This is a genomic window from Rhodoferax sp. GW821-FHT09E07, from assembly GCF_059416145.1.
This window is the reverse complement of sequence record NZ_JBWKOP010000003.1, coordinates 406,281-432,804: the sequence shown is the minus strand read 5'-3', so window position 1 is coordinate 432,804 and position 26,524 is coordinate 406,281. Positions and strand designations below refer to the sequence as shown.

The 26,524-nt window shown below is 62.0% G+C and carries 26 protein-coding genes; 7 read left to right on the top strand and 19 right to left on the bottom strand.

Annotation, left to right across the window (positions count from 1 at the left end):
• Positions 1 to 19: 19 nt before the first annotated feature.
• Both AC07OE_RS07830 and udk read right to left on the bottom strand, forming a co-directional pair.
• On the bottom strand, positions 20 to 892 hold the full coding sequence (locus tag AC07OE_RS07830) for a hypothetical protein (RefSeq protein ID WP_495069995.1): 873 nt from the start codon (positions 890 to 892) through the stop codon (positions 20 to 22).
• Between the two features lie 4 nt (positions 893 to 896).
• A complete protein-coding gene (udk, locus tag AC07OE_RS07825; RefSeq protein WP_495069994.1) occupies positions 897 to 1,538 on the bottom strand; it encodes a uridine kinase in 642 nt (213 codons plus the stop codon).
• An 89-nt stretch (positions 1,539 to 1,627) separates the two neighbouring features.
• On the opposite strand from udk, the gene AC07OE_RS07820 reads away from it, so the two are divergent.
• Positions 1,628 to 3,100 (top strand): RNB domain-containing ribonuclease, encoded by a 1,473-nt coding sequence (locus AC07OE_RS07820; protein ID WP_495069993.1) that lies wholly within the window; start codon positions 1,628 to 1,630, stop codon positions 3,098 to 3,100.
• 17 nt (positions 3,101 to 3,117) lie between these two features.
• Here the strand turns inward: AC07OE_RS07820 and AC07OE_RS07815 are convergent, their stop codons facing one another.
• The 5 genes from AC07OE_RS07815 to AC07OE_RS07795 form a co-directional block, all read right to left on the bottom strand.
• On the bottom strand, positions 3,118 to 3,471 hold the full coding sequence (locus tag AC07OE_RS07815; RefSeq protein WP_495069992.1) for a HepT-like ribonuclease domain-containing protein: 354 nt from the start codon (positions 3,469 to 3,471) through the stop codon (positions 3,118 to 3,120).
• Complete coding sequence (locus AC07OE_RS07810) at positions 3,468 to 3,758, bottom strand: nucleotidyltransferase family protein (protein ID WP_495069991.1); 291 nt, start codon at positions 3,756 to 3,758, stop codon at positions 3,468 to 3,470. Before AC07OE_RS07810 ends, AC07OE_RS07815 begins: the two co-directional genes overlap by 4 nt.
• Positions 3,759 to 3,865: 107 nt before the next feature.
• Positions 3,866 to 4,405 carry a DUF924 family protein gene (locus tag AC07OE_RS07805; RefSeq protein WP_495069990.1) on the bottom strand — a complete coding sequence of 180 codons (540 nt, stop codon included), beginning with the start codon at positions 4,403 to 4,405 and terminating at the stop codon, positions 3,866 to 3,868.
• A gap of 144 nt (positions 4,406 to 4,549) precedes the next feature.
• On the bottom strand, positions 4,550 to 6,514 hold the full coding sequence (locus tag AC07OE_RS07800) for a DUF262 domain-containing protein (RefSeq protein WP_495069989.1): 1,965 nt from the start codon (positions 6,512 to 6,514) through the stop codon (positions 4,550 to 4,552).
• A gap of 28 nt (positions 6,515 to 6,542) precedes the next feature.
• A complete protein-coding gene (locus AC07OE_RS07795) occupies positions 6,543 to 8,354 on the bottom strand; it encodes a glutamine--tRNA ligase/YqeY domain fusion protein (RefSeq protein ID WP_495069988.1) in 1,812 nt (603 codons plus the stop codon).
• 86 nt (positions 8,355 to 8,440) lie between these two features.
• Between AC07OE_RS07795 and AC07OE_RS07790 the strand changes: the two genes are divergently transcribed.
• Positions 8,441 to 9,370, top strand: coding sequence for a sensor domain-containing diguanylate cyclase (locus AC07OE_RS07790; protein WP_495069987.1), 930 nt, complete (start codon positions 8,441 to 8,443; stop codon positions 9,368 to 9,370).
• On the opposite strand, the gene AC07OE_RS07785 is transcribed toward AC07OE_RS07790, so the two are convergent.
• Both AC07OE_RS07785 and AC07OE_RS07780 read right to left on the bottom strand, forming a co-directional pair.
• Positions 9,351 to 10,262, bottom strand: coding sequence for a hypothetical protein (locus tag AC07OE_RS07785; protein WP_495069986.1), 912 nt, complete (start codon positions 10,260 to 10,262; stop codon positions 9,351 to 9,353). The two genes, AC07OE_RS07790 and AC07OE_RS07785, sit on opposite strands and share 20 nt — an antisense overlap.
• A 94-nt stretch (positions 10,263 to 10,356) precedes the next feature.
• Entirely contained in the window at positions 10,357 to 11,319 is a 963-nt protein-coding gene (locus AC07OE_RS07780; RefSeq protein ID WP_495069985.1) for a glutaminase, read from the bottom strand.
• Positions 11,320 to 11,380: 61 nt separating this feature from the next.
• Here AC07OE_RS07780 and AC07OE_RS07775 point away from each other — a divergent pair, with 61 nt between their 5' ends.
• On the top strand, positions 11,381 to 12,505 hold the full coding sequence (locus AC07OE_RS07775) for a DUF2157 domain-containing protein (RefSeq protein WP_495069984.1): 1,125 nt from the start codon (positions 11,381 to 11,383) through the stop codon (positions 12,503 to 12,505).
• Positions 12,506 to 12,592: 87 nt separating this feature from the next.
• Here AC07OE_RS07775 and AC07OE_RS07770 read toward each other — a convergent pair whose 3' ends face one another.
• The 9 genes from AC07OE_RS07770 to AC07OE_RS07730 all read right to left on the bottom strand — a co-directional run bounded on the left by AC07OE_RS07770 (position 12,593) and on the right by AC07OE_RS07730 (position 20,130).
• Positions 12,593 to 13,729, bottom strand: a complete 1,137-nt coding sequence (locus AC07OE_RS07770; RefSeq protein WP_495069983.1) for a branched-chain amino acid ABC transporter substrate-binding protein — start codon at positions 13,727 to 13,729, stop codon at positions 12,593 to 12,595.
• Positions 13,730 to 13,945: 216 nt separating this feature from the next.
• Complete coding sequence (locus AC07OE_RS07765; protein WP_495069982.1) at positions 13,946 to 14,536, bottom strand: hypothetical protein; 591 nt, start codon at positions 14,534 to 14,536, stop codon at positions 13,946 to 13,948.
• Between the two features lie 25 nt (positions 14,537 to 14,561).
• Positions 14,562 to 15,722, bottom strand: a complete 1,161-nt coding sequence (locus tag AC07OE_RS07760) for a branched-chain amino acid ABC transporter substrate-binding protein (protein WP_495069981.1) — start codon at positions 15,720 to 15,722, stop codon at positions 14,562 to 14,564.
• 137 nt (positions 15,723 to 15,859) lie between these two features.
• A complete protein-coding gene (locus AC07OE_RS07755; RefSeq protein ID WP_495069980.1) occupies positions 15,860 to 16,684 on the bottom strand; it encodes a LytR/AlgR family response regulator transcription factor in 825 nt (274 codons plus the stop codon).
• Complete coding sequence (locus AC07OE_RS07750) at positions 16,681 to 17,742, bottom strand: sensor histidine kinase (protein ID WP_495069979.1); 1,062 nt, start codon at positions 17,740 to 17,742, stop codon at positions 16,681 to 16,683. Before AC07OE_RS07750 ends, AC07OE_RS07755 begins: the two co-directional genes overlap by 4 nt.
• A 5-nt stretch (positions 17,743 to 17,747) precedes the next feature.
• Positions 17,748 to 18,044, bottom strand: a complete 297-nt coding sequence (locus tag AC07OE_RS07745; RefSeq protein WP_495069978.1) for a 2TM domain-containing protein — start codon at positions 18,042 to 18,044, stop codon at positions 17,748 to 17,750.
• A gap of 35 nt (positions 18,045 to 18,079) precedes the next feature.
• On the bottom strand, positions 18,080 to 19,123 hold the full coding sequence (locus AC07OE_RS07740; RefSeq protein WP_495069977.1) for an alpha/beta hydrolase family protein: 1,044 nt from the start codon (positions 19,121 to 19,123) through the stop codon (positions 18,080 to 18,082).
• 20 nt (positions 19,124 to 19,143) lie between these two features.
• Complete coding sequence (locus tag AC07OE_RS07735; RefSeq protein ID WP_495069976.1) at positions 19,144 to 19,557, bottom strand: DUF2306 domain-containing protein; 414 nt, start codon at positions 19,555 to 19,557, stop codon at positions 19,144 to 19,146.
• A gap of 36 nt (positions 19,558 to 19,593) precedes the next feature.
• Positions 19,594 to 20,130, bottom strand: coding sequence for a DUF6622 family protein (locus AC07OE_RS07730; RefSeq protein WP_495069975.1), 537 nt, complete (start codon positions 20,128 to 20,130; stop codon positions 19,594 to 19,596).
• 192 nt (positions 20,131 to 20,322) lie between these two features.
• Between AC07OE_RS07730 and AC07OE_RS07725 the strand changes: the two genes are divergently transcribed.
• From AC07OE_RS07725 to AC07OE_RS07710, 4 genes are all read left to right on the top strand, one after another.
• Positions 20,323 to 21,933 (top strand): efflux RND transporter periplasmic adaptor subunit, encoded by a 1,611-nt coding sequence (locus tag AC07OE_RS07725; protein WP_495069974.1) that lies wholly within the window; start codon positions 20,323 to 20,325, stop codon positions 21,931 to 21,933.
• A gap of 10 nt (positions 21,934 to 21,943) precedes the next feature.
• Complete coding sequence (locus AC07OE_RS07720) at positions 21,944 to 22,672, top strand: ABC transporter ATP-binding protein (protein ID WP_495069973.1); 729 nt, start codon at positions 21,944 to 21,946, stop codon at positions 22,670 to 22,672.
• Entirely contained in the window at positions 22,669 to 23,904 is a 1,236-nt protein-coding gene (locus AC07OE_RS07715; protein WP_495069972.1) for an ABC transporter permease, read from the top strand. Before AC07OE_RS07720 ends, AC07OE_RS07715 begins: the two co-directional genes overlap by 4 nt.
• 65 nt (positions 23,905 to 23,969) lie before the next feature.
• Positions 23,970 to 24,794 (top strand): undecaprenyl-diphosphate phosphatase, encoded by an 825-nt coding sequence (locus tag AC07OE_RS07710; RefSeq protein ID WP_495069971.1) that lies wholly within the window; start codon positions 23,970 to 23,972, stop codon positions 24,792 to 24,794.
• Positions 24,795 to 24,815: 21 nt separating this feature from the next.
• Here AC07OE_RS07710 and AC07OE_RS07705 read toward each other — a convergent pair whose 3' ends face one another.
• Complete coding sequence (locus AC07OE_RS07705; protein WP_495069970.1) at positions 24,816 to 26,522, bottom strand: putative bifunctional diguanylate cyclase/phosphodiesterase; 1,707 nt, start codon at positions 26,520 to 26,522, stop codon at positions 24,816 to 24,818.
• Positions 26,523 to 26,524 lie beyond the last annotated feature (2 nt).

Sequence of the window (26,524 nt, the reverse complement as noted above, 5' to 3'; positions counted from 1 at the left end):
CTTTGCAAGGCCGGTGTGTTCAGAAACCGGGGACCGGATTGCTGCCGCTGACCAGCGTGAGTTTGCCCGGCGTGGCTTCGTAAATGGCCTGTTGCCGAATCTTCTGGGTGGGTTGCAACTGTCCGGCTTTGTCCAACTGGCTCAGCCGGCCTTCAAACGCCACCAGCAGGCGATTGCCCTGGAAGCGCCACGTGCTCTTGATGTCCAAACATTCGTGCGGCCCCTGGTCGGCATCGTCCTCTGGCGTTCCGGTTTTAGGCGCATCCAATGCGGCGCATGATCCGTAGGCACCATCGTTGTCCACCGACAGCCTGATTCCGGGCTGCGATGTCGCCTTGTCGATGCGCAGGTCCGCAAAATCCAGCCAAGTGCCGCAGTAGCCTTGCCAGCAGCTTCCCCATTCCGCAGTGAACGCGAAATGTTGGTCGCCCAGCTTGGTGATCTTGGTTCTACCTAGAGCGCCTTCCACCCCGCTCGCCAAGACCGCATCCTGCCGGGCCGACATGCGCCAACCCGACGCACTGTGTTCGAAGAAATACGCACCCACGGCGCCCGAGCAGGCGTGGCACACCATGGGCGCACCATCGTCGCCGACCGGCAGCACCTGGGTAACCAGCGCCGCATGCGTGTCGTCCAGCTTCACCACGAACAGCGGCGTGACTTCCGCGCGTGTTGCGGCAGTCTCGGATTTCTTGGAGTTGTTTTCCAAAGCCGACATGTCCACGCTTTGTATTTTGGCGCTTGGCCCCCAACCGGGAAACGGCAGGACCATCAAGGCGTTGCGGTCCAGGGTCTCCGAATATCGAACCTCAGACCTTTGGCAGCCAGCCAGTGCCAGCAGGCCCGCCACCAGCAAGGCCGCCAGACCTGCAAACCTTCCTAATGTTTTCATCGTGTCAGCCATGCCCCAAATCCCGCACCAGCGTCTTCACCTTGGTGGTGATGATGTCCACCGCCGGGCCGTTGGCGCCGTGGGGCAGGATCACGTCGGCGTAGCGCTTGGTGGGCTCGATGAACTGCTTGTGCATGGGGCGCACGGTTTCCAGGTACTGGTTGATCACGCTCTCGGCGCTGCGGCTGCGCTCGGCCATGTCGCGCTGCAGGCGGCGGATGAAGCGCACGTCTGCCGCCGTGTCCACAAACACCTTGAGTGACATCATCTTGCGCAGGTCCGCATCAAACAGCGCAAACAGCCCTTCGATCACGATCACCGGCGCGGGCTTCACGGTGATGGTCTTGCTGGCGCGGTTGTCCAGAGTGAAGTCGTAGGTGGGCATTTCAATCGACTCGCCACGGCGCAGCGCCTGCACGTGCTGCACCATCAGCGGCCAGTCGAAGGCGTCGGGGTGGTCGTAGTTGGTTTTGCGCCGGTCTTCGGGTGACAGATGGGTTTGGTCGCAGTAGTAGTCGTCCTGAATCACCACCGTGGCCAGCTCCGGGCCGATGGAGGCCAACACCTCGCGCGTCACCGTGGACTTGCCGCTGCCACTGCCGCCTGCGACACCGATCACGAAAGGTTTGTTATTGGTTTTGGGCATGCGGTCTCCGTGTCCTGGCTGGCAAAGGCCGTGATCTTACAAGCCAGCCGCTCTGCGCCCGGGTGCAAGTGCAGGCGTATATTGGCACGATGCACGCCAACACCCATGTTCACCACCGCAGCGACCTGGTTCGCATCGCCATCCACGCCATGTCCGAGCGCGGTCTGCTGCCCGAGTTCTCGCCCGCGGTGGAGCGCCAGCTGGCCGGCATTGCCGCCACCGGTGCCAGCGCAGACCCCGCCATCCACGACCTCACCGCCTTGCTGTGGTGTTCCATCGACAACGACGACTCGATGGACCTGGACCAACTCACCGTGTCCGAAGCCCTGCCCAACGGCAGTGTGCGCCTGTGGGTGGCCATTGCCGATGTGGACGCCCTGGTGCCGCGCGACACGCCCATCGACCAACACGCCAGCACCAACACCACCTCGGTCTACACCTCGGCGCGCATCTTCCCCATGCTGCCCGAGCGCCTGTCCACCGACCTTACCTCGCTCAACCCCCACCAGGACCGCCTGGCCATGGTGACCGAGATGGTCTTCAACCCCGATGGTTCGCTGGCCGGCTCCACCGTCTACCGCGCCCGGGTGCGCAACCAGGCCAAGCTGGCATACGACGCCGTCAGCGCCTGGCTGGATGGGCAGGGCGACCTGCCCGCGGCTGCGGCGGCCGTGCCCGGCATGGACGCGCAGCTGCGCACGCAAGATGCGCTGGCCCAGCAGCTGCGCGCGCGCCGCCACAGCGCGGGCTCGCTGGAGTTTGAAAGCTTTCAGCCCCGCGTGGTGTTTGAGGGTGAACGCGTGTCCGACATTCACCTGCAAGAACACAACCGCGCCCGTCAGCTGATTGAAGAGGTGATGATTGCCACCAACACCTGCACCGCGCACTACCTGGCGGGGCGGGGCGTTGCGTCGCTGCGGCGCGTGGTGCGCTCACCTGAGCGATGGCTGCGCATCGTGGGCGTGGCCAAGGAATATGGCGAGGTGCTGCCCAACGAGCCGGACTCCAAAGCGCTGGAAGACTTCTTGGCCAAGCGCCGCCGGGCTGACCCGCTGCGCTTTCCCGATCTGTCGCTGGTCATCGTCAAACTCATGGGGCGGGGCGAATACGTGCTGGAGACCCCCGGTGACCCGCCCGTGGGCCACTTTGGTTTGGCTGTGAGCGACTACACCCACTCCACCGCGCCCAACCGGCGCTACCCCGACCTCATCACCGCGCGCCTGCTCAAGGCCACGCTGGCGAAGGAGCCGCCCCCGTATTCGAATGCCGAGCTGGACGAACTGGCCCAGCACTGCACCCGCCAGGAAGATGCGGCGCAAAAGGTGGAGCGCCAAATGCGCAAGTCCGAAGCCGCGCTGCTGCTCGAATCCCGCATCGGCCAGCGCTTTGACGCCATCGTCACCGGCAGCGCGGCCGATGGCATGTGGGTGCGCCTGCTGAACCCGCCCGCCGAAGGCAAGCTGCTGCGCGGCGCAAGCGCGCTGCGCGTGGGCGACAAGGTCCGCGTGCGGCTGGTGGCCACCAACGTGGAGCGCGGGTTTATTGACTTTGAGGCGGGGTAGCAGAGCGCCTTGTGCGGCTACTGCGACACCGTTGGTAAGGCGTCGAGTTGGCCTTTCAGCACAGGCAGTGCTGTTTGCACCGTGTCCCAAACTACTTCAAGGTTGATGTCGAAGTAGCCGTGGGCAATGCGGTTGCGCATGCCTCGCATACTGCGCCAGGGGATTTGCTTGTGTTGTTCGGCAAAAGCAGGATGCTGATCCATCACCTTGGTTGCTGCTTCGCCCAGAACGATCAGACTCATGACCACCGCCTGCTGGGTGCGCTTGTCTTGCTCAAAATCGGCCTGAGCCATGCCCTCGGTGAACGATTGCGCGTCAGCAATCGCTTGGCGCATGTGGTCCAGATAGTCTGCTAACCGGTTCACGGTCATACAGGCCGGGCTTCCTGGGCGACGATGTCGCGGAACTTGGCTGGCAGGTCTTTGAGGGTGAGCACATCGACCGACACGCCCAGCAATTCCTGCAGTTCGTCTTGCAAACCGCCCAAATCCAGCAGCGTGGTGCCAGGCAATGCTTCTACCAACAGGTCCAGATCGCTGCCATCGCGGTCATCCCCGCGCAATGCGGAGCCAAAGACCCGCGGGTTGGCCACGCGATAGCGTGCTGCAGCAAGGCAGACGGCTTCGCGGTGCTGGCGGAGGGCTTGGGACGGGCGCATGGCTAGGAGTTTACCGGAGCGCCTTGTTTATGTGTCAAATCAGCCTCTAGCCCCCGTAGAATATGCGCTAACAGCTACTAAAAGCGTAGCAGATATAAGGCGCAAGCCTAGAACGAAGACCCCGGCTCGCTCAAAAACGCCAGCTCTTCGACGCTGGAGCTTCGCCCCAGAATCGTGTTGCGGTGGGGATAGCGGCCAAAGCGGTCGATGATGGCTTTGTGGCGCTGCTCGTAGTCCAGGTTGTATTCCATGCCCGGCTGCGCAAACAGCGTCACGGCCTGCGCATGCACCAGCGCGGACTCGCTGTGCATGTAGGGCATGTAGGCAAAGATGCGCTGCGCCACCGGCAGGCTGCGGTCCTGCCCACTGGCCACCAGCTCTTGCGCCAACACCAGCGCCAGCGCGTCCTGCGCAAAGGCGCGCGGCGTGTCGCGGTGCACGTTGCGCGAGAACTGGTCCAACACGATGATCTCCGCCAGCCGCCCCTCTGCGGTTGTGCGCCACGCAAACAGCTCACATCGCGCCGCCGCCTCCAGCGTCTCGCCAAATCGCGCGCGAATGGTTTCGTCCAGCGCGGCGTCTTTGACGAAGTGCTGCTTGGCGGTTAGCTCTTCGAACCAGAAGTGGAGGATGGATTGGGGATGCATGGGCAAGACTCAGCTTAGCGGTCTTTGAAGCAATTTAAACGAATGGGTGTAAATCTACCCGCGTACGCTCAATTTCGTAGATGAAGAGACAAAGACTCCAATTTTCTTTAGCAACGCCATCGTTCCATGAATATGTCCGCGGGCTTAAGCCATAAAGTCCAAGCCTAAGAGCCTTTTCTTTTCCAGCCTATCACCTAGATCAATTTTCCATCGTAGTTCCATGAAATCCAACAAACGGATTCCGCGTTCCAAAATCTCGACTGGCCCCCAATTTTGATTAAGTGCAATTTCATTTTCACTATAACTACCGAACAAATAACCTGTCTTTTGATCTTTTGTTCCTTTTTTCTCCGGAAAAGGTTTGTTGCGCAAAGAAGAATTACGTGGACTAGATATCGCAACAAGGTTTCCAAGCGAGTTTTTTAGTTTTTTCAATTTCTTGGCATCGTAACCTTTGAGCGCATCTTTCCAGTATGGAAATGAAATAGTTTGAGGAAGAATATGCTCAATACTCGCATGGTCTTCATCGAAGTTATTCTTTAAAAAATCGTCCCATACAATTTTTTCTGTTTTCCTCTTTACCTTGTCCTTTAGGTAAACCTCGTACTCAAAAAGAAAGTACTTTATGTCACTCCATCCATAGTAGGAGGACTCACCAAGACCATTAAGTAGGGCATTTTTGAAGTCAGGAAGTTTGAGCCAAGAATCTATATCATTTTTTATGATCTTGGTAAATTCTTCTAAACCGGTTTTCCTGGAGACCAACTTGACAAGCTCTTCCGCAATTTTGGCGGGTTTATTCTTCCGTCTAAAGCCATATGGCAATAGATTAGATACAAAAAAGTATTTCTCAACCAATTCTAAAAATCCGACTCTAGAGGCATCATCTTTGAACTGCGGAAGAAAAAGCAAAGTGGCAACCATAACCTCCCTAGAGTTTGATACGCCTCTAAGTCGTTTCAAACGCTCTAGCCATAGTTTGACAGGTTCAGAATACTTGCTATCTTCTGGAAATGACAGTGCGTAGAAATTTTCGGATACTCGCTTTAAATCTAATGCATAATTTAAAAGCGCAGTTGAACTAAGTCGTTCTTCTGATTTTGTTGCATATATTCTTCTAACGTTGAACTCTTGCTCTAGCAGATAGTCCTTATAGAAATCGTGTCTATGAGCTAAATGAAAACCTGATTCGAATAGTTTGGGATTTAAAATTAGTACTTTCTGACCAAAATAAATTACAAAATGAACGAAAAGTAAATAATCGTCATTTAGTGAGTGTTTTGAGTTTTTTCCGAGAAAGTAGTAAACGGTTTTCCAGCAATCATTAATTGTTTTTCTGGTTGTTTCTATGTTGCTTTGACCCTCACCTAATTTTGTGGTCAGGTATATCAGTCTATTTTTTAGCAGTTCAAGATTTGAGAGTTGAAGTCCACGGTTGTTCATCGTCTCGAAAGCAACGTGAACATCTACTTCTTCATCAATATGAAAAACATTAAACAGTAGTCGTTGCGTAACCTTTGTGTATATCGCTTCGACTTCAGCGTGGGAAAGGTTTGCAATCTTTTCGCTAAAAAATTCCTTTGCGGTTATCAAGTTCTTGGTGTAGATCGTTGTTTCGCCAGCAGAATACTTTGTTGATGTTTTTCCGAGAATTTGAGTTTTTAAGCACTCGTAACTTGGATTGTCTTTGGCGTAGCCAAATACATAAGAACCGTGATGAGTTGTTTTCGGTACAAAAATGAACTTTTGTTGAATTTCTGTTTTTGTGCTGAAATTAAGTTTCAATTCTGCTTTTGTTTTCTCAAGAATGCACTGTAGGAGAATGATGATTGTCGTAAGTCTTTGTTGCCCATCGACAACAAAATACGGTTTAAAGCTCTTTCCCTGTATTACCCAAGCGTCATCATCCCACTTCGCCCATGCTTTCTCTTTGACCGATTCGAGTGTCAATACTCCAGTGTAGTGCCGCTGTTCTGCGGTGAGCTGATCCAAGTCGGTCCAAAAATCTTTGAGTTGTTTTTTTCCCCACGAATAACCGCGTTGATAGTCAGGAATTCGAAATAATTTTTCTGTGAACAGTTTCGATAAAGTACTAAGAGAAGAATCCATTTATGGCTCCCAAATATTTAATTCCAAACTATTTCCCCCAACTATCCTTCAACCCCACCGCCAGGTTAAACACCGGCTTGCTACCTTGCACGTGATCCACGCGGTCCGCCACAAAGTACCCATGTCGTTCAAACTGAAACTTTTGATCCGGCAACGCATTCGCTAATGAAGGCTCAACAATCGCGGTCACCACTTTCAGGCTGTTGGGGTTCAGGCTTTCGATGAAGTCTTTGCCACCCGCATCGGGTTGCGCATCCAGGAACAGGCGGTCGTACATGCGGACTTCGGCGTTCACACCGTTGGCCACGCCCACCCAGGTGATGGCGGCTTTCACCTTCACCAAGTCGCTGCCCGGCGTGCCGCTCTTGGTGTCGGACACCACGGTGGCCAGCACTTCGGTGATGGTGCCACTCGCATCTTTGGTGCAGCCGGTGCACTCGATCACATAGCCGCCCTTCAGGCGCACCTTGTTGCCGGGGAACAGGCGCTTGTAGCCCTTGGGGGGCACTTCTTCAAAGTCTTCGCGTTCGATCCACACTTCTTTGCCGATGGTGAAGTGGCGCGTGGGCGACTCAACGCCTTCGGGCGGGTGGGGCAGGGCGGGCTGGGTGCAGGGCTCCAGGTGGCCGGCGCCCATCACGTCGTCCCAGTTGGTTAGCACCAGTTTCACGGGGTTGATGACGGCCATGCCGCGGTGGGCCTTGGCTTCCAGGTCTTCGCGCAGGCAGCCTTCCAGCGTGCTGTAGTCGATCCAGCTGTCGCTCTTGGTCACACCAATGCGTTCGGCAAACAGTTGCAGGCTCTCGGGCGTGTAGCCGCGGCGGCGCAGGCCGACGATGGTTGGCATGCGCGGGTCGTCCCAGCCGCTTACCTTGTGGTCGTACACCAGTTGCGCCAGCTTGCGCTTGCTGGTGATCACATAGGTGAGGTTCAGGCGGGCAAATTCATACTGGCGCGGTGCGGGCGCAGCCAACAGGCCGCCTTCCGTCAAGCGCTCCAGCAGCCAGTCGTAGAAAGGCCGTTGGTCTTCAAATTCCAGCGTGCACAGGCTGTGGGTGATCTGCTCCAGCGCGTCTTCAATGGGGTGCGCGTAGGTGTACATGGGGTAGATGCACCAAGTGTCGCCGGTGTTGTGGTGCGTGGCGCGGCGGATGCGGTAGATGGCCGGGTCGCGCATGTTGATGTTGGGGCTGGCCATGTCGATCTTGGCGCGCAAGACCATGCTGCCGTCTTCGTGCTTGCCGTCGCGCATCTCGCGAAAGCGCGCCAGGTTTTCGGCAGGCGTGCGGCTGCGGAAGGGGCTGTCCACACCGGGCTTGCCAAAGTCGCCGCGGTTCACGCGCATTTGCTCCACCGTTTGTTCGTCCACATAGGCGTGGCCGGCTTCAATCAAGTATTCCGCTGCGCGGTACATGAAGTCAAAGTAGTCGCTGGCCTGGTAGGCGGCTGCGTCAGGCGCGCCGTTCCAGTCAAAGCCCAGCCACTTCACCGCGTCGATGATGGAGTTGACGTATTCGGTGTCTTCCTTCTCGGGGTTGGTGTCGTCAAAGCGCAGGTGGCACACGCCGCCGTAGTCGCGCGCCAGGCCAAAGTTGATGCAGATGCTCTTGGCGTGGCCGATGTGCAGGTAGCCATTGGGCTCGGGCGGAAAGCGGGTGCGGATCTTGGCGGGGTCGGGCTGGCCAGCGGCGTGGTGGGCGGCGTCGCCGGGGGAGCCAGCCCAGCGGCGGGCGGCGTAGGTGCCTTTTTCCAGGTCGTTCTCGATGATCTGGCGCAGAAAGTTGCTGACTTTGGGCGTTTCGGGGGTGTTGGCGGGGGATGCAGGGGTATTGGCGCTCATAACAACGATTCTAGACGGGGGGCACCGGCTTACTTACACTGGGGACTAAACCATTTCACCCGCTTTTGCCGGAGGTCCGCTGGCCCATGCAGTCTCTGTCCGTTGAAGACCATGTGCAGCATGTGGCCCGGCTCTATGCGCAGACGCCGCTGCTGGTGGCGCTGTTTGATACCACCGACACGCTGCGCTACGCCAACCCGGCGTTTCGCCAGGCGCTGGGCATTGGCAATTGCCCGCCCATGACCTGGCTGGCCATGATGCGCAAGAGCTACAACGAGGGCGTGGGCACGGCCATCCAGACCTCGGACATTGATGCCTGGCTGGCCTCGGCCCAGTCGCGCCGGGGCAAGCTGCCGTTTCGCGGGTTTGAGTCCGACCTGACCGATGGCCGCTGGATCTACATGACCGAGACGGTGGACGACCAGGGCTGGATGCTCTGCGTGGCGTTTGACATAACCGCCATGCGTACCAGCGAGCGGGCCCTTCGACTGGCGCGCGACGGGGCGCTGCGGGCGGCGCAGACCGATGCGCTCACCGGCATCAGTAACCGCGCCCACATCCTGCAGCAGCTGGACCAGCGGCTGGACCAGCTGCGCATGGCGGGCCAGCCCTGCGGCGTGGTGATGCTGGACCTGGACCACTTCAAGCGCGTGAACGACACCCACGGCCACCACGCAGGCGACCTGGTGCTGACGCACTTTGCCCGGCTGGTGGCCAGCACGCTGCGCCGCGAGGACGGCTTTGGCCGCCTGGGCGGGGAGGAGTTCATGCTGCTGTTCCCCAATATCGAGGCGGCGGCACTCACCCACATCGTGAACCGGGTGCTGGAGATGGTGCGTACCTCCGAGCCGCTGCCCGAGGTGCCGGGCTTTGGCTACACCTGCTCGGCGGGCGTGGCCATGCTGGAGCCGGGGCTGGACGCGATTGAGAACATCCGCCAGGCCGACCGCGCGGTGTACGCGGCCAAGGCCAATGGGCGCAACCGGCTGGAGTGGGCTACTTCGGCAGCGCGCTGACGTCCAGCCACAGGGCCTTGCGGGCCAGCGGCGTCTCGGGCGGCAGCAGCGGGTTGTTCAGCGCAATGGCCACGCGCCCGCGCAGGTTGCTGCGCTTGATAACATCCCCAAAGCGCTCGTAAAACAGCGTGTCAAAGCTGCCGTCGGCAATGGCGCGGTTCAGCCCGGTCTCTATCACCTGGGCCAGCGCTATGTCTTGCTTGTTCACAAAGAAGTAGATGGCCGTGGGGTAGTGCAGCACCAGCTTGTCTTCCACCGCCAGCTGGTGTTTGTTGGCTTTGTCGGTCTCGTCCCATATTTCCAGCGCGGAGCGCGGGAAGTAGTCAAACCGCCCGGCCTGCAGCATGCCAAACAGACCTTCGTAAGCGGTGCTGGTTGCCACCTTCAGGCCGTTGCCTTGTAGGATTTCGGTGTCGGGCCAGTCGTGGCCTTGGCCGGCGGTAAAGGCGCGCAGGTCGTCCAGCCCTTTGACGCCGGAGATCACGTCCTTGTTCTGCTGCCGCACAAACGCCAAGCGGTAGCCGAACAGGCCTTTGTCGATGGGGATGCGGATGGGCAGCAACTGCTTCTCGCGTTCGCTGGAGGTCATGCTCCACACCACGTTCACGCCCGAGCCGGCGGCCAGGCGGCTCAACGCCGCGCCCTGGGGCATGTGCCGGGGGTAGGAGCGCATCTCGTACTCGGAGCCGGACTTTTTCATCGCCAGCTCCAGCAGGCGCACGGGGTATTCCAGGCGGCTATCGGATTCGGGGATTTCGCGTGAGTAAACGACGGTGAATTTGCCAGCCCACGCAGGGTAGGCGCTGAGAACTGCAAGGCAGGCCAGGCTGCAATGGACCAGGGCATGGCGGGTGCGCGTGGCCCAGCGTGCGACGCTTGAACCGGTAGACATAAGGATGCTCCAACAACGTTATTCCCTGGAATTCTTTATGGCGACAGCTTGCACCAAACGGCGGCCCAATGCACGCGGTTTTTACAAAAATTTTTCAGGCCTGGCCGTGGTTCCAGCCGGTGCGTTGCACCAGCTGCTCCAGCGCGTAGGCGCCCAGCACGGAGTTGCCTTTGGCGTCTAGTTCGGGCGCCCACACGGCCACGGTGCCTATGCCCGGCGCAATGGCCACAATGCCGCCGCCCACCCCGGTTTTGACGGGCAGGCCAATGCGGTAGGCAAAGTCGCCGGCGGCGTCATAGGCGCCGCAGGTCAGCATCAGGGCGTTCACGCGGCGGGCGTCGTCGGCGTGCAGAAACTGCTCATCGGGGCTGCCGTCGCGGCCCAGGTCGCGCCCGCCATTGGCCAGGAACATGGTGGCCTGGGCCAGCTGGGCGCAGCTCATCTCGGTGGCGCACTGGCGGCAGTAGTTGTCCAGGACCAGCTCGGGGTCATTCACAAAGTTGCCGTAGCTTTTCATGAAGTAGGCCATGGCCATGTTGCGATGCGCGGTGTCGCGCTCGGACTTGGCAATGCGGGCGTTCCAGCTCAGCTCGGGGTCGTCGGTCAGGCGGCGCAAGGCGCCCAGCAGCGCGTAGTCCAGGTGGGCGTAGCGTGTGGTCAATATGTCGGTGATGACCAGGGCCCCGGCGTTGATGAATGGGTTGCGCGGAATGCCTTTTTCGGTCTCCAGCTGCACCATGGAGTTGAATGCCGCGCCCGAGGGTTCGCGCCCCACGCGGCGCCAGAGTTCGTCGCCCACAGACTTCAGCGCCAGCACAAAGGCAAACAGTTTGGTAATACTTTGCAACGAAAACGGAACGTGCGCATCGCCCACGTTGTAGGTGCTGCCGTCCACCAGCGCCACCGCAATGCCAAACTGCCGCGGCGGCACTTCCGCCAGCGCAGGGATGTAGCTGGCCACCCGGCCTTGGCCAAACAGGGCCTGGGCGTCGGTGTGGATCTGGTCCAGGATGGCGGGCAGGGCAGCGGCGCTGGCCGCGGGCATAAGGGTTTGCATGGGCGGATTCTAGGAGGCCGGCTGTGGTACATATGCGGCAAAACCACAGCAGGTATGCACCATGCACATCAAAGACTTCACCGACACCACCAATCTGGTGATTGAGCTGCGCTACCAGGACCTGCGGGACGCGGAACGCGATGGCCTGCTGACCCAAACGCAGGCCGACACGCTGTGGCGGCGCTGGAGCCGCGACGCCATCACCCACAGCACGCTGCCGCTGGAACGCACGGCTGCGCCCCATGCGGGGCCGTCGTTTGGCTTTGTGAATGTGCTGTATTACTTTGGTGGCATGGTGGCCATTGGTGCCATGAGCCTGTTCATGACGCTGGGCTTTCAGGCGCTGGGCGCGGGTGCGTTGCTGGCCATTGGCGTGGCCTATCTGGTGGCCTGCCTGAAGGTGGCGGACCACTTCAAGGTGCGCGGCCTGTATGTCCCCGCGGGGCTGCTGGCCACGCTGGCGGTGTGCCTGGTGTCGCTGGTGGCGTGGAGCGCGCAGAGTGTGGCCGGGCTGTGGCCGCCGGGCGGGCCCGATTCCTATTCCAGCTACCACACGCGCATTGACTGGCGCTGGCTCACGCTCGAATTCATCACCTTGGCCGCAGGCGTGGTGATGCTGTGGCGCTACCGCCTGCCGTTCATGGTGATGCCGCTGGCGGTGACGCTTTGGTACATGAGCATGGATGTGGCCAACGGCTTGTTGAACGACCACGGCTGGGATTGGGAGTTTTCGCGCGATGTGTCGCTGGTGTTTGGCATTGGCACGGTGGCGCTGGCCATGTGGGTGGATGCGCGCAGCCGCCTGTCCCGCACGGCGGAGTGGCGGCAGGACTTTGCCTTTTGGCTCTATATCTTTGGCACCCTGATGTTCTGGGGCGGGCTGAGCCTGCACGATTCGGGCTCGGACTGGGGCAAGGTGGTCTACGCGCTGATCAACCTGGTGCTGGTGTTCCTGGGCGCGGCCATTGGGCGGCGCGTGTTCACGGTGTTTGGCGCGCTGGGCGTGGTGCTGTACCTGGGCTATTTGTCGCATCAGGTGTTCCGCGACAGCCTGCTGTTCCCGCTGGCGCTCACGCTATTGGGGCTGGGTGTGGTGGCGCTGGGCGTGTGGTGGCAACGGCACGAGCTGGCCATTGCGGCGCGGCTGGCGCGCTATGTGCCGGCGGGTTTGCGGCCCCGCAACTGAAAACAGGCAGGCATAAAAAAAGCGCACTGCAGGCAGTGCGCTTTTTCGTTTCTGGGCAACTTGCGTTGCCCGGAGACTTGCGATGAATTAACGAATCACAGCCAGTTCGGTCAGCTTGCCAGCCTTCACGGTCTTCAGAGTCAGAGCACCGTTCTTGATGTCGCCCTTTTCGTCAAACGTGATGTTGCCAGTCACGCCCTTGAAGTCCTTGGTAGCTGCCAACACGGGCAGGTACTTGGCGGGGTCAGAAGAACCGGCCTTGACCATGGCAGCAACCATGACCTTCACGCCGTCGTACACGTAGGGTGCGTACACTTGAACGTCAGAGCCGAACTTGGCCTTGAACTTGGTCTTGAAGGCTTCCATGCCAACCTTTTGTTGACCTTCCACGCCACCGGCTTCCGCGCAGTAGACCTGGTTGTCAGCAATCGCGTCGCCACCCAGCTTCACCAGTTCGGTGGAGCAGATGCCGTCGCCGCCCATGAACTTGGCGTTGATGCCCAGGGACTTCATTTGACGCAGCATGGGGCCGGCAACGGCGTCCATACCGCCGAAGAACACGACGTCAGCTTTCTTGCCCTTGATGGTGGTCAGGATAGCGGAGAAGTCAGTGGCCTTGTCGGTCGTGAATTCCTTGGCAACCACGGTGCCACCGGCGGCTTCCACAGCCTTGGCGAACTCGGCAGCAACGCCTTGGCCGTAAGCAGTACGGTCATCGATCACAGCGATGGCCTTGCCTTTGAGTTCCTTCACAGCGTACTTGCCCAGGGTGCCACCCAGTTGGGTGTCGTCAGCCACCAGACGGAAGGCTGTCTTGAAGCCTTGGCGGGTGTACTTGGGGTTGGTAGCGGAGGGGGAGATTTGGGGGATGCCAGCTTCGGAGTAGATGGAAGAAGCGGGGATGGTGGTACCGGAGTTCAGGTGACCGATCACGCCAGCGACTTTGGCATCAGCCAGCTTTTGGGCGACTGCAGTGCCTTGCTTGGGGTCAGCAGCGTCGTCTTCAGTCATCAGCTTGATGGTGACTTTTTTGCCGCCAATGGTCACGCCAGCAGCGTTGAGTTCTTCCACGGCCAGGATGGCGCCGTTTTCGTTGTCCTTACCCAAGTGGGCAATCGCACCGCTGGTAGGACCAACGTGGGCAATGGTGACAACCGCGTTTTGGGCGAATGCCAGACCAGTAGACAAAGCGATGGCTGCGGCTGCAACGATTTTCAACTTCATAGAAACTCCAAATTAAAAAAGTGTGAATAAATTTCTCACCGGGGCGAACATTAGCGCAAGTCCTGTGCCATGGGCATCAGGCTTTCACTGATACGACTCTAGTATTCAAATATCTAATGAGTCATGAATTACATTACTCCCAGAAACGGGATTTGTATTGGCACGGCGTCTTGATTTGGTGCCTGACCTCCTTCTGTGCACGCGTGTAGTGCGCGCTTATTCGAGCAATGTTTGGGCAAAGGCATTGATGGTTTCCACGTCTGGCTTGAGTGCCGTGAACGGGAAACCTTCATGGATCAGGGTGGCCCGCAGACCACGGTCTACGGTGCGGGCCTGCTCCTCATCCTGAAAGCGTCCGGTGTGTACGTACTTCTTGTCACCGCGCTCCACCAGGATGTTGATGTTGTTGTGCTGCCGGTACCACTCCAGGATCTGCGCGCGCGTCTTGGCGATGTCGCAGATGTTCTCGGGGTAGTGTTCGTTGTAGTACAGCACCTGCGGCAGTGAGCACTCGGTGATGAGGTACTGCACCTGCCCGTCGAGCAGGTTCAGCATCTCGTATTGGCGCTGGGCGATGAAGTACTGGTTCTTCAGCACTTCAAAGTTTTGCTGCCAGACCAGCGACTTGGCGTAGTCGGGGATGGTCTCCACCGTCTTGTGGTGCAGGTTCAGGAACAGGATGATGGCCGAGGAGAACAGCGACTTGTCGCTACCCGGCCCGCCGATGATGTTGATCACCTTGGTGGGGTACAGGCGCATCTTGCTCTCTGGCAAGGTGTTGGGCACTGTGGTGTAGCGAATCGTCATGCCGTGTCTCCTCGGGGACGCAGACTTACCAGGAATCCGAGCGCATCTGGGATTCCCACAGCCCGCCACCGGCACTGTACACCCCAATCACGCCATAGCGCTGTTCGCCTTTGTCGTCCCATTTCATGGAGCCGGTGACGGGCGCGTAGCCGTCAATCTTGCGCAGCGTGGTCACGATGTCCTTGGGCTTGGCCGATTCGGAGCGGCGGATGGCCGCGGCCAGCACGTACATGGCGTCATAGGTGTAGTGGCCGGCGTAGGCGGGCTCGATCTTGTACTTGGCGCGGTACTTGTCCAGGAAGGCGCCACCAGCGGTGAACTCGCGCGCTTCCAGGCTGGGCGAGGTGGCATACAGGCCGCTGACCATGCCGGTGCCCTTGAGCATCAGCGTGGTCTTGATGGTGTCGCCGCCCAGCACCTTGATGTCGGTGTAGTTGATGGCCTTGAGGGCTTCGAGCAGTGCCAGCACCTGGAAGTCGTTGAGCGTGGAGACGACGATTTCCACGCCGGCGCTCTTGATCTTGGCGGCCGTTTCTTCGAACTTGGTGGTCTTGTCGTCAAACGACTGCTGCAGCACGATTTCCTTTTTGCCCGCCTTCAGTTGCACGCCAGCACCAGCGGCAAGGTCTTTGCCATACGGTGTGCCGTCGTCCAGCAGTGCCACCTTGGTACCGCGGAACTGCGAGGCCGAGTAGCTGCCAATGGCCTTGGCCTGCAGGTTGTCGTTGCCCACCAGGCGGAAGGTGGTGTCAAAGCCCAGTTGCGTGAACTTGGGGTTGGTACAAATGCAGAGTTCGGCAATGCTCTTGGCCGCATAGATGGGCGCGGCGGCAATGCTCACGCCCGAGTTCAGGTGGCCAATCACGGCCACCACACCGGCATCCACCAGTTGCTGCGCCACTTCCTTGCCGGTGTCGGCGTTGGCGCGGTCGTCCACGGCCACGACTTCAAAGGTCACGGGCTTGCCCTTGATCTTGTAGCCCTCCTTGTTGATTTCTTCCACGGCCAGGTTCACGCCGTTGAGCAAATCCTGGCCCAGCGCGGCCAGATTGCCCGTGAGTGGCTGGGCCACACCAATCTTGATGACCGAGGGAGTGGAGTCACAGCCCTGCAACAGGGCTGAGGTGAGAACGGCAGACAAAGCCAGCAGACGCATGGCGCTGCTGCGCGAGAGATTCAGTTGCATATGGGGTTCCTGTGAGGAGAAGCGGCGATTGTAGGGAGCAAGCCTAAGCAACCGATATGCCAAGTCCCCGTGGTTTACCCGTAGCAACGCATGTCTATTCGCTTTGACTTTATACGCGCCTTGCATAGGCCGAGGGCCTACATGGCTTTGAAGCGGTGGGCGTAGAGCCGGCTGACGGCAAGTTTTTCGTCTCGGTGGTGCAAGGTCACGGCGAGTCGGCCCGCCTCGTCGCGCGTGACGGTATCGATGGCGTCAGCCCGTACCACAGTACCGCGGTGGATCTGCCAGAACACCTGCTCGTCCAGCTGTGGCAGCAGCTCCTTGAGCGGGGTGCGCAGCAGGTATTCGTGGCTGGCGGTCAGCACGCGCACGTATTTGTCGGCGGCCTCGATATAGACCACCTCGTTCAGCGGCACCATGCGGATGCTGCTGCCCACGCTGGCCTGCAGCACACGCAGGGGGGTAGCGGGTGTCGCGGGGGCGTTGGTGCTGGCGTCACGCGCCAGCAAGCCGCGCAGCTGGGCCAGCGTAGCCTCCAGGGCTGCTTCTGAATTGATAGCGGTAGACGCAGGTTTGGCGAGGGCTAGCTGCAGTTTTGACACAGTTTTCTGCAGCCGGACGGCCTGCACGGGCTTGAGCACATAGTCCACGGCCTGGGCTTCGAAGGCCTGCACGGCGTACTGGTCGTAGGCGGTGACGAACACCAGCGCGGGGAAGGGCTTGGCACCGGCGGGCCAGGCATCGGCCAGCTCGGCCGCGGCCTCCAGGCCGCTCTGGCCGGGCATGCGGATGTCGAAGAACAGCACGTCGGGCTGCAGCGCCAGTGCAGCTTCCACGGCTGACATGCCATCGCCCACGGTCTTGAGCACCTGCAGCGCGGGCCAGGCGCGCGCCAGCTCGGCCTGCAGGGCCTGGGCCAGCAGCGGCTCGTCTTCGGCAATCAGCGCGGTGGCCTGGCTCATGCTTGAATGGGAAAAGTGATGCGGGCCCGCGTACCGCCTTTGGGTACTGCTACCAATTCCATAGTGCCCAGGGTGTCATAGGTGGTGAGCAGGCGGTCGCGCACCTGCTGCAGACCAAAGCCGTGGCCGGGGCGGGACTGCAGCACCTCGGGTGCGCCCAGGCCGGTGTCGCTCACCTCCAGGCACAGTAGGCCGCCTTCCTGCGCGGCGCGGATGGCAATGCTGCCGCCCTCCACCTTGGGCTCCAGCCCGTGCTGGATGCTGTTTTCCACCAGCGGCTGCAGCAGCAGCGGCGGTACCGGCTGGGTGCGCAGTGCCTCAGGCAGGTCCAGCGTGAACTGCAGGCGCGGCCCCATGCGGATCTTCATGAGCTCCAGGTAGTCCTGCAGGCGGGCAAACTCGTCGGTCAAGGTGTGCTGCCCGTCCTGTCCGCTGGCGCGTGACGCGCTGAGCGTGGCGCGCAGGTAGGCAATCATGTGGTCCAGCATGGTCTGGGCGCGCTGCGGGTCCACGCCAATGAGCGCGCGCAGGTTGGCCAGCGTGTTGAACAGCATGTGCGGCTCCAGCTGCGTCTCCAGCAGCTTGAGCCGTGCCTCGGCTGCCAGGTGGCGCGCCTCGGTCATCTTGCGCTCCAGGTAGGCGCTCTTGTTCAGGGTGTAGAAGTAGTAAGTGCCCGCGGTGCCGGCGGTCAGGGTGATCAGGATGCTGTTGCGCAGGTCGGTGGCTTTGTCCGGTATGGGGTAGCCGGCATACCAGCCGAAGGTGTGGCACAGCGTGTCGGCGACCAGGTTGCCGAGAAAGTAGCCGGCCACAATGCCGCCGCCCATCAGCAGGAAGCCCGAGGCGCCCAGGGGCCAGCCGGTCTCGGCGGCCGAGGGAAACAGGTGACGTCCCAGGTCGATGATGGCCCAGATGAAGCTGCCAATGGCCAGCGAATAGGCCACCAGGGGCGCATAGGGCTTGTCGGGCTGGAAGGCGTACTGCAGGGTGGCAATGGCCAGGCTGAAGGCCCAGGTCTGCAGCAGGTGCTGCAGCTTGTTGATCCAGTCCAGGCGCATGGGGGTCAGCGTCCGCCTTGGGAGCGCTCGATGCGCTCACGCTCGCGCTGCACCATGCGCTCGCGTAGGCTGCTGCCCCGGCCCAGCACAAACACCGAGATGCCGTGCAACACCAGCCCGAGGCCCCAGCCCAGCAGCGGGCCCAGCGACCAGGGGCGCGTGCCGAACGCGTACTGCGACATGGAGAAGATCAGCAGGTTGACCAAGACATAGACGGTGGCATGGATGTACCAGCCCAGCTTGGCACCTGCGCGCTTGCGCGCCAGGCGGTCGATCTCTTCAGGGCTCAGGGGGGTGGGCATGGTGGGTCGCATTCTAGAGGGTGCTTTTGCAGGGGTTATTGTGGCGCCGGGAGCAGGTGCTGGCGGAAAAAGGCCGTGACGCGCAGGTCCAGCGCGCCCAGGGTGCTGCGGTCAAAGCCGGGCGGGTCGGCCAGCAGCACGCGCTCTACGCGGCCCAGGACGTCGGGCGGTGGCAGGGGCGAGAGCATGGCGTTGTGGCCAGCCTCGGGCAGGTGGGCAATGCGCTCGCACGGTGTGCAGGCGTCGGCCACGGCCTCGCCATGCCAGCGTGGGGTGAGCCAGATGTCGTGCCCCGAGGTCACCAGGCCCAGCGGAATGCGCGGTGTGCGCAGGGTGTCCAGGTCAAAGTCAGCCGCGGCGGGCACACCGGCCACCGCTGCCACGATGCGCGGGTCGTGGTAAGCCACGGGCTGTGGGTCGTCAAAGCGCTGGCGCAGCACACCCAGCGCCACAGCCTTCTTGAGGCCGTCAAACCAGCCACCGGTGAGCCGGGTGAAGGTGCCCACACAGGCGTTGAAGTCTTCCGCAATATGGGCCTGGCAGTGCTGGAGAAAGCGCTGGGGCGACCACTGGCCACCGGCCAGGCTCAGTGCGGTGTGGCCGCCGGCGGACTGGCCAAATACACCCACCTGGTTCAGCGCCAGCAGGGGCGCAAAGCGCGGGGATTGCGCCAGGGCATCGATGGCGCGTGACACCTCGGCCGGGCGCTGACGCCAGCTCTGGGGGCCTGGGGTACTGGTGTCTTTGTAGTTGTCCCCCGCGTGCTCGGGCATGGCCACGGTGAAGCCGGCATCGACCAGCGCACGGGCCAGGTCCGTGTGCACCCAGGGGGCGCCGCCCGAGCCGTGCGAAATGATGACCAGGTGACCATTGCCGCGCTGGGGCTCGGCCTGCTGCGCCACGGACAAGGTAAAGGGGCCGCGCTGCATGGGGGCCTCGGCGGCGGCCGTGGGGTAGAACACGGTGACCGGGCCATCGCCTTGCAGGCCGGGCAGTTCGGTAAAGCCCATGGCCGCATGGGCGCTGGCTGTGGTGACAAGGGCGATGCTGGCCAGGGCCAGAGAGAGACGGGTGTTCATGGCAGGGTGTCCTTTCAAACTCAAACCAAACCGAGCCATTGGCCCCAGACCAGGTGGCCCAGGTAGCGGCCGGGGGCCAGGGCAAACAGACCGGCACCCAGGCAGGCGCCGATGTACAGGCGCTGCATGGTGGCGCGGTGGCCCTTGATGTTCTTTTTGGCCAGGAACCAGAACGCGCCAAACAGCCCTACCAGCGTGACCGGCACAAACAGGTGGATGGGCGAATAGCCGGCGATGTTGGGCAACTGGTAGTCACGGATGAAGATGGCGGACAGGGCGGCCAGCAGCATCAGCGTGACCCAGGCATAGCCTGCGGCCCGGTGCAGCTGGGGGCGCTGCTGGGCGCCGCGGCGGGCCCACAGGGCCACCGGGCCCAAGGCTAGGGCACCTAGGGCGGCAGTCATGTGTACAGCGATGACGGGGGTGAGTTGCATGGGGGGCTCCGGTGCGAAAAAGGTAAGGCGTAGTGATCAGGCGGTGACAGTCTGGGCGTCTGTCTGGCCGTGCCAGGCGGCGTCAGCGGACATGGCCAGGCGCCACAGGCGCAGGGCGCGGCCGATCAGCACGCCGCTGGAAAGGCCGTAGATGGCGCTGATCGTCAGGGCCACGGCGGTGCCGTGCAGCACGGCGGGGTTCACCGCGTTGGTGATGCCCACGGCGTACTTGGTGCAGAAGATGGTCATCATCAGCGCCAGCGGGGCCCAGGTGCCCGGCAGGGTGAAGGTCTGGCTGGCTAGGTCAAAGCGGGTGCCGGGGGCTACGGGGCGGCGCATGACGAGGTAGGCGGTGGCGGCTGCAGCCTTGGCCCAGATCAGCAAGGCCAGGGGCTGGTTGCCAAACACGGTGATGGTGCCGTACAGGGACAAGGCCACCAGCGCCAAAGGCATGAGGGTGACGCGGCGCAGGGAGGCGGTTTGGGTCAGGGTCTGGCGCAGTCCCATGCTGAGCAGTACGACCAGAAGAAACCAGACCCAGGTGGGGGTGCCGGAGAGGATGCTGTGTGCCATGGTGTGTTCTCTTTCAGTACGGTGGGTGGTGAATCAGGACAGGAGCGACTGTGCCCATGGCCCTGGGCCGCGCCCAGCGGTTTGCGACGAAATGCGGTTTGGGCGGCGCGAAATGCAGCCGGGCGGCGTGACCGGAGGCCAGATTTACCGAGCCGACACCTGGGCGTCGTACAGGCTTCCTAGAATCGGGGCATGAAACGACAACTGATAGCAACGGGCGCCGTGTTGGCGGTCGCCCTGGGGGCTGGCGGCTGGTGGTGGGTGCAGCAGGGCAATGCCAGCAGGGTGGAGTACCGCACCGCCCCGCTGGTGCGCGGCAGCCTGCAGGCCACGGTGGCGGCCAGCGGTGCGGTCAGCCCGGTGGCGCAGGTCAGTGTGGGCACCCAGGTTAGCGGTCAGATTCGCGACCTGCTGGTGGACTTCAACACCGAAGTGAAGGCCGGCCAGCTGCTGGCCCAGATTGACCCCGAAACCTTTGAATACCGTGTGCGCAGCGCCCAGGCCGATGTGGACGCTGCCCGCGCCGCCGTGCTCACGGCCCAGGCCAATGCCCTGGCCGCACAGACCCAGGTGTCGCGCGCGCAGGTGGACCTGGACGAGGCCCGGCGCACGCATGAACGCAATTTGATGTTGGTGGGCAAGGGCTTCATTGCCCAGAGCGAGGCTGACAAGTCCAAGGCGCTCGTCAATACCAGCACCGAGGCGTTGAAGGCCGTGCAGGCCCAGGTAGGCGTGGCCGAAGCGCAGGTGAAAACCGCGCAGGCCAATGTGGCCCAGCGCGACGCCGCACTGGCCCAGGCCCGTATCGACTTGGCGCGCACGCGTATTACCTCGCCCGTGAACGGCATCGTCATCAAACGCGCTATCGAGCGCGGCCAGACCGTGGCCAGCAGCCTGCAGGCACCCGAGCTGTTTGTGATTGCGCAGAACCTGTCGGACATGCAGGTGGAGGCCGCCATAGACGAGAGCGATGTAGGCCGCCTGAAGACGGGTCAAAAGGCCAGCTTCACGGTGGATGCCTTCCCGGGCCAGACCTTTGACGGCGAGATTCGCCAGGTGCGCAAGGCGGCTACCAATGTGGCCAATGTGGTGACCTATGTGGCCATCGTGGGCTTTTCCAACGTGGGCGGCAAGCTGCTGCCGGGTATGACGGCCAATGTGCGTGTGGTGACGGACCAGCGCGAGAGCGTGCTCAAGGTGCCCAATGCGGCGCTGCGCATGCGCATTGCGGGCGTGGAGGCTCCTGCGCTGCAGGGCGCGGCATCGGCGCCGGGTGCCGCAGCCAGTGCCCCCGCGGCACCTGCGGCTGCGGAGGGCGCTGGCCGGCCGGCCGGTGGAGGCCAGGCCACCGAGTTCCGCAACAAGCTGGTGGCCGAGCTGAAACTCAGCGACGCGCAAACCGCACAGGTGGATGCCATCTATTCTGAAACCCGGCCCAAGTTCGGCGCACTGCGCGACCTGCCCGCCGAGGAACGCCCCAAGGCGCGGGATCGACTGATGGCCGACATCCGCGCTCGCATTGGCGAGGTGCTGACGCCGGATCAGAAGACCCGCTACGGTGCGTTGGTGGCCGAGAGTGCAGGCCGTACCTCCACGCGCGGCCGGGTCTATGTGCTGGACGAACAGGGCCAGCCCAAGGCGTTGAATGTGCGCCTGGGCGTGTCCGACGGCAGCACCACCGAACTGCTGCAGGGCCCCAATGCCGCCAACGGCGAGTTGAAAGAAGGCGCGGAAGTCATCATCGGCGTCAAGGCGCCGGCGGCTGCAGGCGCCAAGGGCCCGGGCCCACGTCCCCCGTTTTGAGGCACGGCGCATGACCACGGCCCCCGCGCTGATTGCCGCGCGCGACCTCACCAAGACCTACACCATGGGCGACCAGACGGTGCATGCCCTGCGTGGCGTGTCGCTGGACATTGCCGAAGGTGAGATGGTGGCCATCATGGGCGCCTCCGGGTCGGGCAAGTCCACGCTCATGAACATCCTGGGCTGCCTGGACCAGCCCAGCACCGGCACCTACCACTTGGCGGGCGAGGCAGTGCAGGCCATGGCGGCGGACGCGCTGGCCGGCATCCGCAACCGGCGCATCGGCTTTGTGTTCCAGCAGTTCAACCTGCTGCCGCGCACCAGCGCGCTGGAGAACGTGGAGCTGCCCATGGTCTACGCGGGTGTGCCCGCGGCCCAGCGCCAGCAGCGCGCCCGCGCCGCGCTGGAGCGCGTGGGTCTGGGCCAGCGATGCAGCCACACGCCCGCCGAGCTGTCAGGCGGGCAGCAACAGCGCGTGGCCATTGCGCGTGCGCTGGTGAACAACCCGCAGCTGATCCTGGCCGACGAACCCACGGGCGCGCTGGACTCGCACACCAGCGAAGACATCATGCAGCTGCTGACCGAGCTGAACCGCCAGGGCATGACGGTGGTGCTGGTCACGCACGAGGCCGACATTGCTGCCTGGGCGCGGCGCCGCTTGGTGTTCAAGGATGGCCTGATGGTGGAAGACGTGCAGCAGCCCGTGCATGTCGCAGCCGTGGAGGTCAAGCCGCTATGAACCTTTTTGCTGCCCTGCGCAGCGCACTGCGGTCCCTTTCTGCCAACACGCTGCGCAGCATCCTCACCATGCTGGGCATCATCATTGGCGTGGCCGCCGTCATCACCATGGTGGCGGTGGGCCAGGGCGCGACCGACCGCGTGCAGGAGCAGATGAAGGGACTGGGCTCCAACATCATGCTGGTGCTGCCTGGCGGTGTGTCGCAGGCTGGCGTACGCCTGGGCGCGCAGACCCGCCAGCGCCTGACCGAAGAAGACGCGCTGGCCATTGCGCTGGAGATTCCTGAAGTGCAGGTGGCTGCACCCACGTCCCGCACCAGCGGGCAGCTGGTGTTTGGCAACAGCAACTGGGGCACCAGCATCGTGGGTGTGAACAACGACTACCTGGAGGCGCGCGATTGGCCGCTGGCCAGCGGGCGCCTGTTTGATGCTGCGGAGCTGTCCGGCTCGGCCAAGGTGGCGTGGATAGGTGCGACCGTGGCGCGCGAGCTGTTTGGCGAGCAGGACCCGGTGGAGCAGGTGATGCGCGTGCGCAATATCCCCATCACCGTGATCGGCGTGTTGGCGCCCAAGGGGCAGAACTCCATGGGCCAGGACCAGGACGATGTGGTGATGATCCCGCTGGGCACGCTGCGCAACCGCATCTGGGGCGGCGACGCCACCAGCCGTCTCAAGCGCGTGGGCTCCATCAGCGTGAAGGTGCGTGAGGGCCATGACATGAAGCCCGTGGAAGACAGCATCAAAGATCTGCTGCGCCAGCGCTTCAAGGTGCAGGCGGGGGTGGAAGATCCCTTCGTGGTGCGCAACCTCACCGAAATTTTGCAAGCCCAGGAAGAGTCCAGCCGCGTGATGACGCTGCTGCTGGCTGCCGTTGCCGGCATCAGCCTGGTGATTGGCGGCATTGGCATCATGAACATCATGCTGGTGAGTGTGACCGAGCGCACGCGCGAGATCGGTCTGCGCATGGCCGTGGGCGCGCGCGGGCGCGACATCCTGGCGCAGTTCTTGATAGAGGCGGTGACGCTCAGTGTGCTGGGTGGTGCCGTGGGCGTGGCGCTGGGCGCGGCGTCTACCTGGGGCGTGGGGCGCTTTGCGGGCTGGCAGGTGTCGCTGAGCCTGTGGGCGGTGCTGCTGGCCGTGGGCTTCTCGGGGTTTGTGGGCGTCTTCTTTGGGTACTACCCGGCACGCCGCGCTTCCAAACTGTTACCGATTCAGGCGCTGCGCTATGAATAAGTGAGCTGCTTGCGCAGATAATACGGGGGCTAGAGGCCTATTTTGTTCTTAACCGGGAGAGTGAGTTGGATATTGCATTGCTGATCAAGGCCGCCATCATGGGCGTGGTCGAGGGGCTGACCGAGTTTTTGCCGATTTCGAGCACGGGGCATTTGATCCTGGCAGGCTCGCTGCTGGGCTTTGACGACGACAAGGCCAAGGTGTTTGACATCGCCATCCAGACCGGCGCGATTCTGGCGGTGATCTTGGTTTACTGGCAAAAAATCAGTGACACCTTGCTGAACCTGCCGACCAGCAAGCAGGCGCAGCGCTTCGCGATCAATGTGGTCATCGGCTTTTTGCCCGCTGGCGTATTGGGCCTGCTCATTTACAAGGCCATCAAAAGCTATTTGTTCAACCCCGGCGTGGTGGCAGGCGCCTTCATTTTGGGTGGCTTGATCATTTTGTGGGTGGAAAAAATCATCAAACCCGTGCCGCGCATCCACAGCGTGGACGATATGACCCCGTGGGATGCATTGAAAGTGGGCCTGGTGCAGTGCCTGGGCATGATCCCGGGAACCAGCCGCAGCGGGGCCACCATCATTGGCGGCATGCTGTTGGGCCTGTCGCGCAAAGCAGCTGCCGAGTTTTCCTTTTTTCTGGCCATTCCTACGCTGATTGGCGCGGGCGTCTACAGCTTGTACAAGGAGCGTGCGATTTTGTCGTTTGCCGACACGCCGCTGTTCGCCGTGGGTTTTGTGGTGTCGTTTATCAGCGCTTGGCTGTGCATCCGCTGGCTGCTGCGCTTTATTGCAACCCATAGTTTTGTGGGCTTCGCCTACTACCGCATTGCGTTTGGCGTGGTGGTGCTGGTCACGGCGTGGACCGGCTTGGTGACCTGGGCCGCCTAAGCCCTGTGTGCGGTGCCGGGCCTAGCCCCGGTAGCCCCCAAAGCACTGCACGGCCTCGTCCGCGGGCACGGGCTTGCTGAACAGGTAGCCCTGGAATTCCTCACACTGCAAGCCGCGCAGAAACTCCAGCTGTTCCACGGTTTCCACGCCTTCGGCGATCACGGTCATGCCAAAGCTGTGGGCCATGGCCACGATGGCGCGCGTGATGGCGGCGTCGCCCGGGTCCTGCGTGATGTTGCGCACAAAGGCCTGGTCGATCTTCAGCGCATCCAGCGGGTACTGCTTGAGGTAGGCCAGGCTGGAGTAGCCGGTGCCAAAGTCATCCATCGCCAGCTTCACACCCAGCGCCTTGCAGGCGTGCAGCGTGCTCAGCGTAGAGGCCACGCTTTGCAGTGCCATGCTTTCGGTCACTTCCAGCTCCAGCATCTCGGGCGGCAAGCCGGTGTCCTGCAGCACCTGGGCTACGAGTTTGGGCAAGTCCTTGCCGGCAAACTGGCGCGCCGACAGGTTTACCGCCATGCGAAAGCCCGTATGGCCCAACGCCCGCCACCGTGCGGCCTGCGTGGCCGCCGTGTGCATCACCCACTGGCCAATCTGCACGATGATGCCGCTTTGCTCCGCCACGGGGATGAACTCGGCCGGTGAGATCCAGCCCAGCGTGGGGTGTTGCCAGCGCAGCAGCGCCTCAAAGCCGACCACGGCGCCGGTGGCAATGCGGATTTGGGGCTGGTAGTACACCTGCAGTGCGCCCTGGGCCAGCGCGTGGTGCAGCTCGTTGTGGATCTGCAGGCTGCGCGCCACCTGGCGGTTCATGGCTGCGTCGAAAACCAGGTAGGTACCTGGGCCGTTGGGCTTGGCGTGGTGCAAGGCCGATTCGGCATTGAGCAGCAGCGCGTGCACACTGTCGGACTGGTTGGGGTACAGGCTGGCACCTGCGCAGGCAGTGAGGTACAGCGTGTGGCCGCTGACCTGGTAGGGCAGGGCCAGGCGGCGCAGCAGTTCGGTGGCGCGCTGCTCCAGCGCAGCCTCGTCAGCCAAGCCTGCCATGCACAGCGCAAACTGGTCGCCGCCGATGCGGCCCACGCTGTCATGCGCCGTGGGGTGCGGCCATTCGGCAGAGTACAGGTTCAGGCGCTTGCCCACTTCGCGCAGCACCAGATCGCCCACGCCGGTCCCCAGCGATTCGTTGATCTTGGAAAACCCGTCGAGCCCCAAGCATAGCAGCGCCACGCTGCTTTGGCGCTCCAGCGCGGTGGTCAGCTGCTGTTCAAACAGGTCACGCCCGGGCAGGGCCGTGAGCGTGTCGATCTGCATGGCCTGTCGGGTTTCGTTTTGCAGGCGCTGGGCGGCTTCTTCCAGGCTGTTGCTGCGCTGGAGCCTGGCTTGCACGGCCTCCAGCAATTCATCGCGGCGGCAGGGTTTGGTGAGGTAGTCGTCGGCACCCACGTTCATGCCAGCACGCACGTCCGCGCGGTCGGCCTTGGCGGTCAGCATGATGATGGGAATGGTGGCAGTGCGGGCGTCTTCGCGCAGCGCACGCACCAGGCCAAAGCCATCCATCTCCGGCATCATCACATCGGTCAACACCAGGTCGGGCCGGTTGGCCTGGGCCTGCGCCAGTGCGTCGGCGCCGTGGCGTGCGGCCATCACCTCGTAGCCCTCCAGCTCCAGCATCCACTGCAGGTTTTCGCGCAGCGAGGGCTCGTCTTCGGCGATCAGGATCTTCATGG

What these genes read in the sequence shown, in the direction of transcription:
- AC07OE_RS07830 (WP_495069995.1), bottom strand. Translation starts at nt 892, where the DNA reads ATGAAAACATTAGGAAGGTTTGCAGGTCTGGCGGCCTTGCTGGTGGCG.
- udk (WP_495069994.1), bottom strand. Translation starts at nt 1,538, where the DNA reads ATGCCCAAAACCAATAACAAACCTTTCGTGATCGGTGTCGCAGGCGGC.
- AC07OE_RS07820 (WP_495069993.1), top strand. Translation starts at nt 1,628, where the DNA reads ATGCACGCCAACACCCATGTTCACCACCGCAGCGACCTGGTTCGCATC.
- AC07OE_RS07815 (WP_495069992.1), bottom strand. Translation starts at nt 3,471, where the DNA reads ATGACCGTGAACCGGTTAGCAGACTATCTGGACCACATGCGCCAAGCG.
- AC07OE_RS07810 (WP_495069991.1), bottom strand. Translation starts at nt 3,758, where the DNA reads ATGCGCCCGTCCCAAGCCCTCCGCCAGCACCGCGAAGCCGTCTGCCTT.
- AC07OE_RS07805 (WP_495069990.1), bottom strand. Translation starts at nt 4,405, where the DNA reads ATGCATCCCCAATCCATCCTCCACTTCTGGTTCGAAGAGCTAACCGCC.
- AC07OE_RS07800 (WP_495069989.1), bottom strand. Translation starts at nt 6,514, where the DNA reads ATGGATTCTTCTCTTAGTACTTTATCGAAACTGTTCACAGAAAAATTA.
- AC07OE_RS07795 (WP_495069988.1), bottom strand. Translation starts at nt 8,354, where the DNA reads ATGAGCGCCAATACCCCTGCATCCCCCGCCAACACCCCCGAAACGCCC.
- AC07OE_RS07790 (WP_495069987.1), top strand. Translation starts at nt 8,441, where the DNA reads ATGCAGTCTCTGTCCGTTGAAGACCATGTGCAGCATGTGGCCCGGCTC.
- AC07OE_RS07785 (WP_495069986.1), bottom strand. Translation starts at nt 10,262, where the DNA reads ATGTCTACCGGTTCAAGCGTCGCACGCTGGGCCACGCGCACCCGCCAT.
- AC07OE_RS07780 (WP_495069985.1), bottom strand. Translation starts at nt 11,319, where the DNA reads ATGCAAACCCTTATGCCCGCGGCCAGCGCCGCTGCCCTGCCCGCCATC.
- AC07OE_RS07775 (WP_495069984.1), top strand. Translation starts at nt 11,381, where the DNA reads ATGCACATCAAAGACTTCACCGACACCACCAATCTGGTGATTGAGCTG.
- AC07OE_RS07770 (WP_495069983.1), bottom strand. Translation starts at nt 13,729, where the DNA reads ATGAAGTTGAAAATCGTTGCAGCCGCAGCCATCGCTTTGTCTACTGGT.
- AC07OE_RS07765 (WP_495069982.1), bottom strand. Translation starts at nt 14,536, where the DNA reads ATGACGATTCGCTACACCACAGTGCCCAACACCTTGCCAGAGAGCAAG.
- AC07OE_RS07760 (WP_495069981.1), bottom strand. Translation starts at nt 15,722, where the DNA reads ATGCAACTGAATCTCTCGCGCAGCAGCGCCATGCGTCTGCTGGCTTTG.
- AC07OE_RS07755 (WP_495069980.1), bottom strand. Translation starts at nt 16,684, where the DNA reads ATGAGCCAGGCCACCGCGCTGATTGCCGAAGACGAGCCGCTGCTGGCC.
- AC07OE_RS07750 (WP_495069979.1), bottom strand. Translation starts at nt 17,742, where the DNA reads ATGCGCCTGGACTGGATCAACAAGCTGCAGCACCTGCTGCAGACCTGG.
- AC07OE_RS07745 (WP_495069978.1), bottom strand. Translation starts at nt 18,044, where the DNA reads ATGCCCACCCCCCTGAGCCCTGAAGAGATCGACCGCCTGGCGCGCAAG.
- AC07OE_RS07740 (WP_495069977.1), bottom strand. Translation starts at nt 19,123, where the DNA reads ATGAACACCCGTCTCTCTCTGGCCCTGGCCAGCATCGCCCTTGTCACC.
- AC07OE_RS07735 (WP_495069976.1), bottom strand. Translation starts at nt 19,557, where the DNA reads ATGCAACTCACCCCCGTCATCGCTGTACACATGACTGCCGCCCTAGGT.
- AC07OE_RS07730 (WP_495069975.1), bottom strand. Translation starts at nt 20,130, where the DNA reads ATGGCACACAGCATCCTCTCCGGCACCCCCACCTGGGTCTGGTTTCTT.
- AC07OE_RS07725 (WP_495069974.1), top strand. Translation starts at nt 20,323, where the DNA reads ATGAAACGACAACTGATAGCAACGGGCGCCGTGTTGGCGGTCGCCCTG.
- AC07OE_RS07720 (WP_495069973.1), top strand. Translation starts at nt 21,944, where the DNA reads ATGACCACGGCCCCCGCGCTGATTGCCGCGCGCGACCTCACCAAGACC.
- AC07OE_RS07715 (WP_495069972.1), top strand. Translation starts at nt 22,669, where the DNA reads ATGAACCTTTTTGCTGCCCTGCGCAGCGCACTGCGGTCCCTTTCTGCC.
- AC07OE_RS07705 (WP_495069970.1), bottom strand. Translation starts at nt 26,522, where the DNA reads ATGAAGATCCTGATCGCCGAAGACGAGCCCTCGCTGCGCGAAAACCTG.